The organism is Cypionkella sp. (genome assembly GCF_036782355.1).
Classification (GTDB): Bacteria; Pseudomonadota; Alphaproteobacteria; order Rhodobacterales; family Rhodobacteraceae; genus Cypionkella.
Window position 1 is genome coordinate 13,438 of sequence record NZ_DAIPZF010000038.1, and the last position, 14,541, is coordinate 27,978.

The window sequence follows — 14,541 nt, forward strand, 5'->3', positions numbered from 1 at the left end:
ATGGGGCAGGGCGGCGCGATTGCAACTTAGGGCCGGTGGCTGTGGTGCAAATGTCGCAGCCAAATCGCAAGGCCGATCATCACCGTGCCCGCAGCCAAAAGCCCCAGAACAGAGCCCAGCATCTCGGTCGCAGCCTCGATATTGCCGGCAAAGCCGTAGCCAAAGCCTATATAAAGCCCCGCCCAAACCGCCTCGCCCGTCCCCCCCGCAAGGCTAAAGCGGCGCCAGTCATAGCCCGCGCTGCCCGCCGTCAGATTGACCCAAGGCCCCAAGGGGCTGAACAGCCAGCGCGACAAAAACACGCCCTGAAGCCCGCGCTTTTCCAAGACCTCGACGGCGCGCGCCAGCAGATGCGCCCGCGCGGGGTTGCGCTGCATACGCGCCAACAGCGGTGCGCCAAACCTGCGCCCGATCCAAAACCCCAGCTGATCGCCCGCAATCCCGCCCGTGGCCGCAGCCGCAAGGCTGGGCAGCAGCGCCAAATCCCCCGCCGCCACAAAACCACCCGCCGTCAGCATCAGGATCGAGGCCGGGATCGGCAGCGCAAGGCAAGACAGGAAGGTGCCCGCCGCCAACAGCCACAGCCCATAGGTCGGCACCAAGGCCAAAAGCCATTCGGTCATGCTAGGGCGCCTTTGCCGCAAAATCGGCGATGGCGGCCTGAACCGCGCCGATCAGCTGCGCCTCGGGGATCCCGCGCGCTTTTGCGATTTCGGACAGGGGCTGCGGGCGCTGGCTGGGGTCTATGCCCAGAGCCGCCGCGATTTCGGCTGCGGGCAGGTGCCATGATTTCGCGACATAGCCCAGCGTCATCCAGCCTTGCAGCTGTTCTTGGTGATGCGCGGGGTCCGACCAATAGAGAGTTTGCCGCACCAGCCTGCCCGCAAAAAACAGCGTCAGCACCGTGGCCAGAACAAAGCTTGCCACCAGATAGGGATGATGCCGCCAAAGCCTGCGCATCAACGTAACGCCTTTATGCCAGTCGACAGGCCTTCCAAGGTCATCGGCACCATGCGGCCTTCAAAGATCTGGCTGATCAGGCGGATGGACTGGGTGTAGCCCCAATGCGCCTCTGGCACGGGGTTGATCCACAGATGGTTGGGCCATTGCGCACAGGCGCGCTGCAACCAGACTTGACCGGCCTCGGCGTTCCAATGTTCATTGGCGCCACCGGGGTGCAAAACCTCATAGGGGCTCATCGAGGCATCGCCGACAAATATCGCTTTGTAATCGGTGCCATAGCTGCGCAAAACGTCCCAAGTGGGCGTCTGATCATCCCAGCGCCGCGCGTTGTCGCGCCAAACGCCTTCGTAAAGGCAGTTGTGAAAATAAAACGGCACCAGATGTTTGAACTCGGCGCGCGCGGCGGAAAACAGCTCTTCCATCAGGGTGATATAGGGGTCCATCGAGCCGCCAATATCAAAGAAGATCAGTACCTTGACCGCATTTCTGCGTTCGGGGCGCAGCTGCACATCCAGCCAGCCTTGCTGGGCGGTGGCGCGGATGGTGCCGTCCAGATCCAGTTCCTCGCTGGCCCCATCGCGCGCCCATTTGCGCAAGCGCCGCAGCGCCACTTTGATCGAGCGGCTGCTAAGCTCGGCGCGGTCGTCCAGATTGCGAAATTCGCGCTTGTCCCAGACCTTAACCGCGCGCTGATGGCGGCTTTGATCTTGGCCAATCCGCACGCCTTCCGGGTTATAGCCATAAGCGCCAAAGGGCGAGGTGCCAGCAGTGCCGATCCACTTGCTGCCGCCTTGATGGCGCGCCTTTTGCTCGGCCAGCCGGTCTTTGAGGGTTTGCATCAGCGCCTCAAAGCCGCCCAAAGCCGAAATTGCGGCGCGCTCCTCGGCAGTTAGATGCTTTTCGGCAAGCTTTTCCAGCCATTCTGCGGGCAAATCTAAGGCCTGCAACACCTCGGCGGGCGAGATCGCCTCAAGCCCCTGAAAGCTTTGGGCAAAGGCGCGGTCAAAGCGGTCGATGTGACGCTCGTCTTTCACCATCAGCGCGCGGGCAAGGTAATAAAACCCCTCGGGGTCGTAGGTCACCAGCCCTGCGGCCAGAGCTTCCATAAACACCAGGAATTCGCGCAGGCTGACGGGTACGCCCTCTTGCCGCATGGCTTGAAAGAAGGGCAGGAACATCTTGGCCTCTTACAGCATGCGTTCCAAAAAGATCGTCAAAAATAGCCCGATCAGCGTGAAGAAAATCGCAAATCCCGCGCCATATTGCAGCGCATCCAATTTGCGCCCGCCGCGCCGAAGCGCCAAGACAGCGCCAAAAACTGCCCCCAGAAAAAAGCCGCCGATGACGATCAAAACCCTGCCCCTTATGTCTAGGGCAGGGCTTTAACACCTACCCGCGCGCGCCGCGTGCGCCCAGAGAGGCGATTTCCGCCATCCGAGCCCGCACCTGCTGATCCGAGCCAAAGCCATAGCGCGCCCAGCCCAGACTGTCGAGACGCAGCGCCCGCGCTTGCGCCACTTCGCCGGTGTTTTCCAGCGCCTCGGCCTTGATCAGCATCAAGGTTGCCAAAAGTGACGCATTTTCAGCCGCTTGTACCACCGGAATCGCACGGTCGGCAAAGGCTATGGCGGTGGCGTTCTGCCCAGAGGTCAAGGCGATGGCGGCAAGCTGCATATCGACATGGGCCAGATGCACCTGCGCATTGGGAAGGCTGCGATAGATCTGCGCGGCTTGGCGCAGCACCTGCACCGCCGTCGCAGGCTGGCTGGTGGCAAGCGAGCGGCCCTTGGCATAAAGACTAAAGGCCAGCCGGTTGTCGCGCCAGCCCTGCGCCATGGCGATGCTGACCATTTGATTGGCTGCCGAAAGCCGTTGATTGGCGGTGCCACGCGGGCCAAAGGCGGCCTCGACCTGCGCGATCCAGACACGCGGCGCAATATCGCCGATATGTTTGCCCGCATAGGCTCCGGCTGGGTTAAAGCGGTCCAGCAGCGCCGGCAGATACTTGGCGACCTCGGCCTCATTCATGCCGCTGCGCAATTCGGGCGCGTAATGCAGCCGCAGGATCAGCATGTCAAAGTTGGTCAGCACCGAGTTGAAATTGTCGTCATTAAAAATTGAATCGGGCAGCCGATACAGATCGTTCAGCGGGCCCATGGATTGTGCAGTTTCCTCGTTCAGACAATCGCGCAGCTCTTGCGGGGCGGCGTCTGAGGGGATGAAGATCGAGACATGGTCGCGGCGGGTGACGGTGGTCCAATCCAGCTTTGGTCCGCGCCGTTCGGCTTGATATTCGGCCCAAGATTGCACCCGCGGCACAGTAAAACAGGCCGCCATCGGCACCACCCGCCGCATCTCGGTCCGCGGCAGAAACTCGATCGTCACCGAGGCGCTGGCCCCGGGTGCAGCAAAGCTGACCTCTAACCCCGCCTCATTGCGCAGCCGGTTCAGCACCCGCCCCATCTCGGCAGGCGCAGTGGCAGGCACCGCCCCTTGTAGCTTGACCGAAATCGGCCCCTCAAAGCGGCTGAGATTGGGATTTGCACGCCCGCTTTCCATCCGGAACTCCAGATCCAGAAAATCGCGCGCGATTTCGGCATTCGGGCGCGATTTATAGGGTCGCGGTCCGCCGCCAAAGTCTTGCATCGCGCCAAAGGCGATACTGCTGGTATTGTCTTCGGAATAGCTTTTGGACACCTGTGCCGTCGGGGCGGGCATACAGGCCGTCAGGACGCAAAGGGCAAGCATTGGAATATGACGCATAGCTTGGCAGCTCATCTATACAGGGTTGAGAGGGCGCAAAGGCCCTCCGTACACACGAAAAAGCGCGGTAGATCGCAGGCGAAAGTCTGGTCAGACAACGCCCAACGGATGCCCCCGCATCCGCTGCCGCTGATCGAACTGATCCAGACCAAAGCTGCGCCTTCACCGTGCCAGAGCCCTGCACAAGCGCGCCACAAAACCGGAGCAGACCAGCTTTCAGCGCGACACGACAGGGATACAGCGAAGACCAAAGCCCGCGATCTACCGCGCCTCTGGCCTCATAAGCGGCTGCCGTTTTGGCGGCCGGCACAACGGGAAGCCGCAGCAGCCCCCGCCGATAGCGCGCAAGCATATCTCGGCCCATCCCAAAGCGCGGGGCGGTGTCTTGCCGAAAGATGTCAGCGTCGTCCATCAAAAGCCTTACCCAAAACGTCACCACTTAAGACGCCAGTCAACAGGTCGCCAGTGTCCGTTTAGGGGCACCATCATGTCAATCTTTGGGTTTTCGCGGCTTTAGGCTGAATCTACCCATGGAGGTTATTTTGATCCAAAGCGCCAGATTTTCCCCTGCGGGATCGCGGATTGTTTCAGCATATTACACAATGAGCCGGTTTCGTGATTACATTATGTCAAGACTATGGCTAAACCTTGGCAGAATCGCCCGATTCTCTAATTTTCGGTTAACGATCTCGCCGCGCCATAAACGCCAGTCGCTCGAACAGATGCACATCTTGTTCGTTCTTCAACAGCGCGCCATGCAGGGTGGGCAAAGCGTGTTTGCCCTCGCGACGCAGATCCGCAGGAGACAGGTCTTCGGCCAACAAAAGCTTGAGCCAATCCAGCACCTCGGAGGTCGAGGGTTTCTTCTTCAGCCCTGGTGTCTCGCGGATCTCGAAGAACTGTGTCAGCGCCGTCGCCAGCAAGTCGGGTTTAATCTGGGGGAAATGTACCCGCACGATGGCGGCCAGAACCTCGGGTTCCGGAAAGCGGATATAGTGGAAAAAACAGCGGCGCAAAAACGCATCTGGCAGATCTTTTTCATTGTTCGATGTGATAATCACAACCGGACGTTGTGCCGCGCGAATGGTCTGGCCGGTCTCATAGACATGAAACTCCATCCGGTCCAATTCTTGCAACAGATCATTGGGAAATTCGATATCGGCCTTGTCGATTTCGTCAATCAGCAGCACCACCCGCGCGGGAGCCTCAAAGGCCTGCCACAGCTTGCCCTTGCGGATGTAATTGCCCACCTCATGCACGCGGGCCTCGCCCAATTGGCTGTCGCGCAGACGGCTGACCGCGTCATATTCGTAAAGCCCTTGCTGCGCCTTGGTGGTCGATTTCACGTTCCACTCGATCAAAGGCATATCCAAGGCCTGCGAGACTTGCCGCGCCAATTCAGTTTTCCCGGTGCCCGGTTCGCCCTTAACCAGAAGCGGGCGCTGCAAAGTCACAGCCGCATTCACCGCAATTTTCAAATCCTCGGCCACGATATAGGCATCGGTAGAGGCAAATTTCATAGCGTTCTCAGTATGTTTTGGCTGATTTAGGCCCAACTTAACCTTGCTGCGAAAAACGCGCAACCGCTAGTGACAATCCTTAAGCTTTCCTTTAGATGCTCGCTCAAGCAGGAGCGCGTTAAGATAATAGCCCACCTGGATGCGCGCCCTGAGAAAGTGGAGAGTGCTAAGATGAAAGCGGAAGTCTTTTTGTCAGACGACTATCGTCCTGCCGAGGATGAGCCTTTCATGAACGAGCGGCAGCTGGAATATTTCCGCCGCAAGCTGATCATCTGGAAGCAAGAATTGCTTGGCCAATCGGCCGAGACCATCGACAATCTGCAAGACTCGGGCCGCAATGTGCCCGATATCGCAGATCGCGCGTCTGAGGAAACCGACCGTGCGCTGGAACTGCGCACGCGGGATCGTCAGCGCAAGTTGGTGTCGAAAATTGACGCAGCGCTGCGCCGGATCGAGTCGGGCGAGTTTGGCTATTGCGACATGACCGGCGAGCCGATCAGCCTAAAGCGGCTGGATGCGCGTCCGATCGCGACCATGACGCTTGAGGCGCAAGAAAAGCACGAGCGGCGCGAAAAAGTCCACCGCGACGACTGAGCCTTAGGTCACAAGACATCACGCCGGCCCCTGCTTGGGACCGGCGTTTTCATTCGGGGGCACAGGATGAGGCTTGCAGGCAAAGAGATCACCGTGCTGGGCGCAGGTATTGCCGGGCTTGCCTCAGCGCTGGCCTTGGCGCGTCATGGTGCGCGCGTGACGGTGCTAGAGCAGGCCGATGCGATCCGCGAAGTGGGGGCGGGGCTGCAAATCTCGCCCAATGGCGGGCGGGTGCTGATGGCTTTGGGGCTGGCGGATCAGATCAAGGCTGCTGCGATGCGGGCTGCGGCTGTCGAGCTGCGCGACGGGCGTGACGCATCGCTTGTGCTGCGGCTGGATCTGGCGGGCTTGCGGCCAGATCAGCCCTATTATTTCCTGCACCGCGCCGATTTGATCGCGATATTGGCCAAGACAGCCCAAGCGGCTGGGGTGACGATAGAACTGGGGCAAAAGGTTGAAACCCTTGATCTGTCTGGTCTGCGCCCCATGCTTGCGATGCAGCACGGCGCGCCACGCTGGACCGATCTGTTGATCGGCGCCGATGGTCTGCATTCAGTGGCCCGCACGGCGCTGAATGGCGTAGAAACCGCGTTTTTCACTGGCCAAGTCGCTTGGCGCGCGCTGATCCCCGCTGAATCTGTTGCCGCCCCCGTGGCCGAGGTGCATATGGGCGCGGGGCGGCATTTGGTCAGCTATCCGCTGCGCAACACGCGGTTGCGCAATATCGTCGCGGTGGAAGAGCGCAAAGGCTGGGCCGCCGAAAGCTGGTCACAGCGTGATGATCCGCAGGCCTTGCGCAGCGCGTTTTCGGGCTTTTCCCCAAGGGTGCGGGGCTGGCTTGATCAGGTGCAAGAGCCGCATCTTTGGGGGCTGTTTCGCCATCCGGTTGCTGCCTTTTGGACTAAGATCCTGCCTGAGGGTGCCGTGGCCATCCTTGGAGATGCCGCACATCCGACCCTGCCGTTTCTGGCGCAGGGGGCCTCGATGGGGTTGGAAGACGCTTGGGTCTTGGCCGATCTGTTGGCGCGCAAGCCTCAGGCGCAGGCGCTGGCCGCCTATCAGGCCGCGCGCGCGCCGCGCTGCGCGCGGATTGTGGCGGCCGCGACCGGCAATGCGCGTGCCTATCATCTGTCGGGCCTAAGCCGCAGTCTGGCGCATGCGGGGCTGCGTTTGGGGGCCAAGATCGCACCCGCGCTGCCCTTGCAGCGCTTTGACTGGCTTTACGGCTTTGACGTCACCGCCTCAGGCGTCTAGTTCGATCCAGACCGGCACATGGTCCGAAGGCTTTTCGCCCGCCCGCACCTGCTTGTCGATCTGGCAATCGCGCAGCAAATCGGCGGCTTGCGGCGACAGCAGGTGGTGGTCGATGCGAATGCCGTTGTTGCGCTCCCAAGCGCCGGCTTGATAATCCCAAAAGGAATACTGCCCCGCCGCCTGATTGCAGGCGCGAAACGCCTCGGTCAGGCCAAGGTTCAAAAGCCTGCGAAAGGCCGCGCGGGTTTGCGGCAGATAAAGCGCATCCTCAAGCCAAAGTTCGGGCTTGGCGGCATCTTCGGCCTGCGGGATCACATTGTAATCGCCACAGCAGACCAAGGGCTCTTCCAGCTGCAACAGAGTTTCAACCCGTGCCTGCATCCGCGCCATCCAAGCAAGTTTATAGTCGTATTTCGGCCCTGGAACCGGATTGCCATTCGGCAGATACAGCCCGCAAACCCGCACCGCGCGCTGACCGATCACCGTGGCCTCGATCCAGCGCGCCTGCTCGTCTGCCGCGTCGCCGGGCAGGCCGCGCACCACATCCTCGAGCGGCAGTTTCGACAGGATCGCCACGCCGTTAAAGCTTTTCTGACCATGGGTTTCCACGCGGTAGCCCATCGCCTCGAACAGCTCGCGCGGGAAGGCCTCGTCGACCGATTTGATCTCTTGCAGGCAGGCGACATCGGGCTGGGCTGCGGCAAGCCACGCTGGCAGCGCCTCGATCCGCGCCTTGATGCCATTGATGTTGAATGTGGCGATTTTCATCGGCGGCTCCCTTATTTTGGATCCGTTCTAGGGGCAGGGCAGGGGGCAAGCAAGCCTATAGCGCCGCCCGCCACATCGCATCCAGCGCGTCGATTTCGGCGACGTCAAAGCGTGACAGCTCTTCCCAATAGCGGCCAGAAGCACTGACATAGCCCAACTCTTCCTCGCGCGCCAAAGCAGCCTGGGCCTTGGCTGCATCAAAATCAGGCAGACGCGCAGAGGCGACATCGCCACGCGCAAACAGCAGCCGCGACGGACCCTTTGACAGATTGACCATCGCACAGCCCTGCATCGCCGCCAAAATCATCAGCCGTGCCGATTTCGCTTCAAGGTCGCGCAGAGTGATGTCGGCGCGCAGGGGGTCGGGGCTGCCTTGCCCATAAAAATGCGTCTCTTCTCCGGCTGGATAGTGCATATCGCAGCCAAAAACCGCGATAACCTTGGGTCGCAGCTGTGCCAGCGCCCAATAGGCCGCCGTATAGGCCATGGTAGCCCCCGCATAAACAAAGCCGCCATAGGCGTTTTGTGCCGGCACAAATTCGCTTTCCGTCACCAGCCGCTGCCCGGGGCCTGCGACTGGATGCCGCTCGGAGGGGAAATCCCAAGGGTAGATCGCATAATCCCAATCGGGACGAATGCGATAGGCGTTGTTGATCGCCACGATCTTGTCAAAGCCCTTGCGCGACCAAACCGCCGTTTGTAGGGCCATCGGGGCAGACCCAAGAATTAGGATAGTACTCACGCAATTTCTCCAACTTTTTGCGAAATCTAGCGCATCAATCGTGAAAAACGCGTTTAGATCGAAAAAGACGTCCCACAGCCGCAAGAACTGCTGGCATTGGGGTTTTCAATGACGAAGCGCGCGCCGATCAGCTCTTCGGTAAAATCAATCACCGCGTTTGACAAAAAAGGCAGCGAAATCTGATCGACCAGCACTTTTTGGCCAGCCTGTTCAAGCACCAGATCATCTGCTGCCGGATCGTCCAGCTTGATGTCATATTGAAAGCCAGAACAGCCGCCGCCTTCGACCGCCACGCGCAGCGATTTGGCCTGACCCGTCATCGCGGCAATCTCGGCAATGCGCGCGAAGGCGCGGTCAGTAACGCGGGGAGGCATATTCATGGCGTGATCCTTATCTCGGGCACAGAGTTAAGATAGGGCGTCAGCGCCGCCGCCGCAAGGGAAGCTTAGGCCGGCAGCACGGCGCGCAGAAAATCCGAAAGCCGGTGCTTGGCGGCAAAGTCGCTGCAAAAGCGGTCATAGACGGCAGATTGCTCGGCGAGGCTGGGCTTGTCGGTCAGGGCAAAATAATGCTGGCCGCAGATCAAAGGCTGCGCCAAAGGGTCCGACCAAATCACCTTTCCGGCCAGTGCCGCCGTCAAAATCCGCGGATATTCACTGTAAACGCCTGCGCTGAAATGCAAATTCACAATGCCGCCCGATTTGGCAATCTGTGCCTGAAGCGCTGCGCCATGGGTGCCATAGGGCAAAAGCTTTATGTTTTGCAGGGGAGCAAGTGCGCTGATCTGGGCGCGGCGCTGATCGTTCATCGCGCCAAAAAAGATCAGATCGCCGCTCGATCCGGCATAGGCGGGCAGGCTGTCGGGAAAGAGATGCGGGCCAAATTTGATTTTGCGGCGCAAAATATCGGGCAAAAATCCATAGGCGGGCGCATTCAAGGGGCTGACATCTAGCAGCACATCATATTGCAGCGCCCAACGCAGGATCGCGGCTCGCGACGGCAGCCCCCAGAGCTTGGCCCCCGTCTGATCATAAAAATGCTCGGTTTGCAGGCCGATTTTAAGCCTGGGCGGCAGCATTCGTTTGGTAAAGCTATGCGCGCCCACGTAGATCGCCGCGCGCTGTGCCGTAAGATCGCCCAGATCAAAGCTGGCCAGTTGATCGGCGATCTCGCTTAGGATCGGATGGCGGGCGACAAAGCGCAAATTGCCGTTGCGCGCCGTGGTCCAATCTTTGCCGAAAAACGAGGACAGGCTCATGGCTTAGATCCCCAACTTGGTGCGCATCCGCCGCAAGCGCCGCCCACCCGACAGCAGCAGATATTCGATCCGCGCCAGAACCCGCAAGGCCAGCGGGCCTTGGAAATCTTGAAACACAAAGGGTTTGCGCACCTGCGGGTTTTGCGGGGTCAGGAAATCTTCGGCAAAGGGCCAGATCGCAGGGTCGCGCGCGCGAAAGCCCGCGACCTCGGCCGCTGTCATGTCGTGATAGCCCAAACCCTCGGGCCGCCGCCGCAGCCGCGCGATTTGCCCCGAGAGCGGCCGCTTGCGGTTGCGAAAGGTTGGCACCTCGGGGCAGTAAAATGCAAATGGCACAGACATCAGCGGCATTTGGCTGAATTTTTCGCGGGCTTGGCGTTCATTATGGCCCTCGCCTTCAAGCACGGCAAAGCCCGCCGCACGCAGCCGGGCGACATGGGCCAAGCAAACATCGGCAAAGGCAAAGCGCATCTCGGCGCGGGGAATTTCGGGGGCGGTTTGATAGGCGGCAAGACCCGCTGCGGTTTGGTATTGCGCCCGCAGTTTGCGCGCGATGCCGGCCTTCATGAACAAGGGCGAGACAAAGCCGCAATCGGGGTCTGCGTCAAAAATAGCGGCGATATCGGCGAAATCTTGGTCATCTACAGGGCGGACAATCTGCATATCATCTTGTAAAAACAGCAGATAGTCGGTCTCGACCTCGGCCAAGGCGCGCGCCATATTGACGTAAAGCCCGCCATGCTGGGCGCGTGCCACCGCTGAGGGTTGCACCAAGGGCACCTTAAGGGCGGCCAAAACCGCCTTGGTCGCAGGATCATCAGACAGATCATCATAGACCACCACCTGCGCTTGCGGCAGGTTGCGCGCCAGCGAGGCCAGACAAAATTCTAAATACGCGCCGCGGTTATAGGAAAACACCGCCACTGTTAATTTTGTCATCTGCCAATCCCGCGAAAACTTATCTGTTCTTAGCGGTCCGCCAAGCCGCTGCCAAGCCAAACCGCTGGCGTCTGCGGGCAGGGCGGCTATAAACGAGGCATGGATATCAAACCCCGAGGCCCGATGCTTGCCCCCTATGCCTGCCAACCCGACCAATCGCGCGGCCGCTTGCACAGTGAAAGCATGTCGTCCTTCCGCTCGCCGTTTCAGCGCGATCGGGATCGGATCATCCATTCCAGCGCCTTTCGCAGGCTAAAGCACAAGACCCAAGTCTTTGTCGAACACGAGGGCGATTACTATCGCACCCGCCTGACCCATTCGATCGAGGTGGCGCAGGTGGCGCGCACGATCTCGGGCGTGTTGGGGCTGAACACTGATCTGGCCGAGGCGATAGCGCTGGCGCATGATCTGGGCCACACCCCCTTTGGCCACACGGGCGAGGATGCTTTGGCGGCGCTGATGGCGCCCTATGGCGGCTTTGATCACAACGCCCAAGCCCTGCGTATCGTCACGCGGTTGGAGCGCCATTACGCCGATTTTGACGGGCTGAACCTGACTTGGGAAAGCCTTGAGGGCATTGCCAAGCACAATGGCCCCGTCACCGGCGCCAATGCCGATGCCAAACACGCAGGGCCGCTGCCCTATGCCTTGGCCGAGGTCAATGCCGAATGGGATCTGGAGCTTTCCACCCATGCCAGCGCCGAGGCGCAGGTGGCAGCGATTGCCGATGATGTCGCCTATTCGCATCATGATCTGCACGACGGCTTGCGCTCGGGCCTTTTTGACGAGGCCGATCTGATGCAACTGCCGGTCACCGGCCCCGCCTTTGAAGAGGTGGATCGGCTTTACCCCGGTCTGGACCCGATGCGCCGCCGCCATGAGGCGCTGCGCCGGGTGTTTGGCCGCATGGTGGAAGATGTGATTGCGGTGGCGCAAGGCAGGCTCGAGGCCGCACAGCCGCAGTCGGTGGAAGAGATCCGCAACATGGGGCTGACCATCATCCGGTTTTCCAAACCCTTGTATCAAGAGCTGAAAGCGATCCGGTCGTTCCTGTTCACGCGGATGTATCGCGCGCCCTCGGTTGTGGTGATGCGCACCGAGGTGACGCAGGTGGTCAATGGGCTGTTTCCGCTGTTTATGGCTGACACCTCGCTTTTGCCCGCCGAATGGCGCCATGACATCGAGGCGGTGCAATCGCAAACCGAACTTGCGCGGATTGTGGCGGATTATGTGGCCGGGATGACCGACCGCTTTGCGCTGCAAGAGGGCGCGCGGCTGTTGGGGTAGGCTGCCTACTTTTGCCGCGCAGCGCCAATCCAGATCACCGATAGCCCTGCCGAGACCAGCGCATTCCATCCCGCCATCGAGATGCCAAACAGCGCCCAAGGCACCGCATCGCAGCGCACGGGTGCTCCAAGCGTGATATCGGTGTTCAACAGATCTGCCGTGTTCAAACCCTTCATGGTGTCAACCGTGCAGGTGGCAAGACCCTCCCAAAGCTGCAACTCCACGCCTGCGTGATATAGGCCAATCGCCGACGTGGTGGCCGCAGCAACCGCGCCCAAAATCAGCCAAGCCCGCCCGCCAAGGCTTAGGCCCAGCACGCCCGCCAGCACCGCCACCGCATGCGGCCAGCGCTGATAGATGCACAGCACGCAAGGCAGCAGACCACCTAAATATTGAAAGGCAAAGGCCCCCAGCAGCAGGGCAGCCGAGCCCGCCATAGCAATCCATGTCAGTTGGTTACGGGTCATCCTGCCTCACATCATCTTGAACACGGCCCAGGCCAAAGCCAGCAAAACCACAAGGCCTAGCATGATCCAAGCCAGCCGCCGCTCGACAAACACCGCCATCGCGCTGCCGTAGGTTTTTAGCAAATAGGCCAAAAGATAGAACCGCCCGCCGCGCGCCACAATGGCTGAGGCGATGAACCACTTCAGATCAAACGATACCACACCCGAAAGAATCGTCACCACCTTCATCGGCGGGATATGCGACAGACCCGAGGTGACCAGCATCACCAAAATCGCGGTGTCGCCAGTTTTATCCTTTAGCGCGTTAAACGCATCCATCTTGTGATAAAATTCAAGCATCGGAGCGGCGATCAGATCAAAGGCGAAATGCCCAACCATCCAGCCAAAAATACCGCCCAAAACCGAGGTCACCGTGGCGATCAGCGCATAGCGGTAAGCCTGTTCGGGGCGCGACAAGACCATCGGAATGAACAAAACATCGGCAGGAATCGGGAAAACCGAGCTTTCGACAAAAGACACCGTGCCCAAAGCGGCCGGCGCATGACGCGAGCCCGCCCATTTCAGGGTCCAATGATATAGGCTGCGAAACATTTACACCTCCCAATTTGCGCTCTTAAGGCCATGGCGTGCCCCAGCCGTCAAGCCTTTCCCTCGCCAAAAGCCGATTTGCACCTTTTTGTGAGCCCACTCTTCATGCTGCCCACCGCTATGGGTGACGCTGCGCAAAACAATTTGCAGATCGACGAAAGCTTTCGCACAAAAGCTGCATTACAGCAGTTGACGAGGCAGCACAGCCCCGCTAAACCGCGCCTCAGTGCCCGAGTGGTGGAATGGTAGACGCAGGGGATTCAAAATCCCCCGCCGAGAGGCTTGTCGGTTCGAGTCCGACCTCGGGTACCACCAATCTTTTGTTTATAAGCAGTGGCTTGGCTTTTGCTTAAACCGAAGATCGTAGGCGACATTCCCACAAATTTTTCTGGCTTTTCGGTCAAGGGCGCGCGCGCCTTTTTGGCCTGCGGCAGGCTATTGCGCAGTTTGAAAGCCTGCGAAGGCAGAAGCCGCAGGCGTCGCTGTCAAAGATAATCCCTCGACAGCCACAGGACTGCGCGCCAGATTATTGATTCAGGTTTTGGCCTGCTGGCTTTGTGATGACGATTGGGCCGGTCTTGCTTTGGGGCTGCACACAGGCAGCAAGCGAAATCAGGGCCAGAACTCCGATGATCTTTTTCATTTTAGTCTCCGTTATTTTATTTTGTGGCAACGCCCAGATCAATGAACTCTTCCATGAACAAGGAGGTGAATGCGACCCGAGAGTTTACACCCGACTTTTTAAAAACATTATGGGCCTGAACCTTCACTGTCCCAGAACGGGTTTCGCGAAGGTCAGCGATTTCTGTCATGCTCAAGCCTCTGAGCATCAAAAGCGCAACATCACGTTCGGCGGAAGAGAAGTCCCACTGCTCAAAGCGTTGCTGAAGCAAACCATCAAAATCACTGCGCAGGGCGGTCAAGGTTTCGGTTGCCTCTTGCTCCGAGTTTCGAAGCCTTTCCAGATAATCGAACAATAAGAACATGCAGCCGCCCAAGGTGATCACGCTGATCCCCTCGAAAATCAGATGCATCAGTTCGAACCCAGAATAGGCAATCCCAAGTTTCAGATGTTCCCGCAGATCATTTGCCACATCCAGACTGAAAAAAGTAAAGCAAACGATTGTACTGCCAAAAAGCCAGCCGACAAGTTTCGTGTTTCTACGCAGGTCACGCCGCATGTTCGCCTCACCTTTTTGATGCCCGTGATGCCGGACTAAATGATTGCAGCTTGTAAAAAGTCTATAAACTTTCGTTATACCGCCAGTAATCCGCTGCCTCTAAGCCCGCGTTTATATCGGATCTATGCAGAAATTGTTAGAGTTTTTCAAATAACCTCGACCCGAACCTCACAGGCGAGGTCGACCCTAACCTAGAAACGGATGTCCTATGAAAAAC

Annotated in this window: 17 protein-coding genes and 1 tRNA gene; 4 read left to right on the top strand and 14 right to left on the bottom strand. The window is 59.2% G+C overall.

Annotated features, from left to right (window positions below; translation table 11 throughout):
• Positions 1 to 26: 26 nt before the first annotated feature.
• From V7Q10_RS13090 to V7Q10_RS13115, 6 genes are all read right to left on the bottom strand, one after another.
• Complete coding sequence (locus V7Q10_RS13090) at positions 27 to 623, bottom strand: DedA family protein (RefSeq protein ID WP_333869557.1); 597 nt, start codon at positions 621 to 623, stop codon at positions 27 to 29.
• Between the two features lies 1 nt (position 624).
• Entirely contained in the window at positions 625 to 960 is a 336-nt protein-coding gene (locus V7Q10_RS13095; RefSeq protein WP_333869558.1) for a hypothetical protein, read from the bottom strand.
• Complete coding sequence (locus V7Q10_RS13100) at positions 960 to 2,141, bottom strand: vWA domain-containing protein (protein WP_333869559.1); 1,182 nt, start codon at positions 2,139 to 2,141, stop codon at positions 960 to 962. The genes V7Q10_RS13095 and V7Q10_RS13100 overlap by 1 nt, the downstream gene beginning before the upstream one ends.
• Positions 2,142 to 2,150: 9 nt before the next feature.
• On the bottom strand, positions 2,151 to 2,315 hold the full coding sequence (locus V7Q10_RS13105; RefSeq protein ID WP_333869560.1) for a hypothetical protein: 165 nt from the start codon (positions 2,313 to 2,315) through the stop codon (positions 2,151 to 2,153).
• 37 nt (positions 2,316 to 2,352) lie between these two features.
• Positions 2,353 to 3,726 (bottom strand): DUF2927 domain-containing protein, encoded by a 1,374-nt coding sequence (locus V7Q10_RS13110; RefSeq protein WP_333869561.1) that lies wholly within the window; start codon positions 3,724 to 3,726, stop codon positions 2,353 to 2,355.
• 680 nt (positions 3,727 to 4,406) lie between these two features.
• The gene (locus V7Q10_RS13115; protein WP_333869562.1) at positions 4,407 to 5,246 is read right to left on the bottom strand and encodes an AAA family ATPase; all 840 of its coding nucleotides are present in this window, start codon (positions 5,244 to 5,246) and stop codon (positions 4,407 to 4,409) included.
• 171 nt (positions 5,247 to 5,417) lie between these two features.
• Here V7Q10_RS13115 and dksA point away from each other — a divergent pair, with 171 nt between their 5' ends.
• Positions 5,418 to 5,840, top strand: coding sequence for an RNA polymerase-binding protein DksA (gene dksA / locus V7Q10_RS13120; RefSeq protein ID WP_333869563.1), 423 nt, complete (start codon positions 5,418 to 5,420; stop codon positions 5,838 to 5,840).
• Positions 5,841 to 5,906: 66 nt separating this feature from the next.
• On the top strand, positions 5,907 to 7,094 hold the full coding sequence (locus V7Q10_RS13125; protein ID WP_333869564.1) for an FAD-dependent oxidoreductase: 1,188 nt from the start codon (positions 5,907 to 5,909) through the stop codon (positions 7,092 to 7,094).
• Here V7Q10_RS13125 and xth read toward each other — a convergent pair.
• The 5 genes from xth to V7Q10_RS13150 all read right to left on the bottom strand — a co-directional run bounded on the left by xth (position 7,083) and on the right by V7Q10_RS13150 (position 10,801).
• Entirely contained in the window at positions 7,083 to 7,862 is a 780-nt protein-coding gene (gene xth, locus V7Q10_RS13130) for an exodeoxyribonuclease III (protein ID WP_333869565.1), read from the bottom strand. The genes V7Q10_RS13125 and xth overlap by 12 nt on opposite strands.
• A gap of 55 nt (positions 7,863 to 7,917) precedes the next feature.
• Positions 7,918 to 8,571: a hypothetical protein gene (locus tag V7Q10_RS13135; protein WP_333869566.1), complete on the bottom strand. Its 654-nt coding sequence runs from the start codon at positions 8,569 to 8,571 to the stop codon at positions 7,918 to 7,920.
• Between the two features lie 86 nt (positions 8,572 to 8,657).
• Positions 8,658 to 8,984 carry a HesB/IscA family protein gene (locus V7Q10_RS13140; protein WP_333869567.1) on the bottom strand — a complete coding sequence of 109 codons (327 nt, stop codon included), beginning with the start codon at positions 8,982 to 8,984 and terminating at the stop codon, positions 8,658 to 8,660.
• A 65-nt stretch (positions 8,985 to 9,049) separates the two neighbouring features.
• The gene (locus tag V7Q10_RS13145) at positions 9,050 to 9,862 is read right to left on the bottom strand and encodes a hypothetical protein (RefSeq protein ID WP_333869568.1); all 813 of its coding nucleotides are present in this window, start codon (positions 9,860 to 9,862) and stop codon (positions 9,050 to 9,052) included.
• 3 nt (positions 9,863 to 9,865) lie between these two features.
• Positions 9,866 to 10,801: a glycosyltransferase family 2 protein gene (locus V7Q10_RS13150; protein WP_333869569.1), complete on the bottom strand. Its 936-nt coding sequence runs from the start codon at positions 10,799 to 10,801 to the stop codon at positions 9,866 to 9,868.
• A 123-nt stretch (positions 10,802 to 10,924) separates the two neighbouring features.
• On the opposite strand from V7Q10_RS13150, the gene V7Q10_RS13155 reads away from it, so the two are divergent.
• Entirely contained in the window at positions 10,925 to 12,088 is a 1,164-nt protein-coding gene (locus V7Q10_RS13155; protein ID WP_333869573.1) for a deoxyguanosinetriphosphate triphosphohydrolase, read from the top strand.
• Between the two features lie 5 nt (positions 12,089 to 12,093).
• Here V7Q10_RS13155 and V7Q10_RS13160 read toward each other — a convergent pair whose 3' ends face one another.
• On the bottom strand, positions 12,094 to 12,555 hold the full coding sequence (locus V7Q10_RS13160; RefSeq protein ID WP_333869570.1) for a disulfide bond formation protein B: 462 nt from the start codon (positions 12,553 to 12,555) through the stop codon (positions 12,094 to 12,096).
• Positions 12,556 to 12,561: 6 nt separating this feature from the next.
• The gene (locus V7Q10_RS13165; protein ID WP_333869571.1) at positions 12,562 to 13,146 is read right to left on the bottom strand and encodes a YqaA family protein; all 585 of its coding nucleotides are present in this window, start codon (positions 13,144 to 13,146) and stop codon (positions 12,562 to 12,564) included.
• 225 nt (positions 13,147 to 13,371) lie between these two features.
• Between V7Q10_RS13165 and V7Q10_RS13170 the strand changes: the two genes are divergently transcribed.
• Positions 13,372 to 13,455 (top strand) — tRNA-Leu (locus V7Q10_RS13170).
• 347 nt (positions 13,456 to 13,802) lie between these two features.
• On the opposite strand, the gene V7Q10_RS13175 is transcribed toward V7Q10_RS13170, so the two are convergent.
• On the bottom strand, positions 13,803 to 14,324 hold the full coding sequence (locus V7Q10_RS13175; RefSeq protein WP_333869572.1) for a helix-turn-helix transcriptional regulator: 522 nt from the start codon (positions 14,322 to 14,324) through the stop codon (positions 13,803 to 13,805).
• Positions 14,325 to 14,541 lie beyond the last annotated feature (217 nt).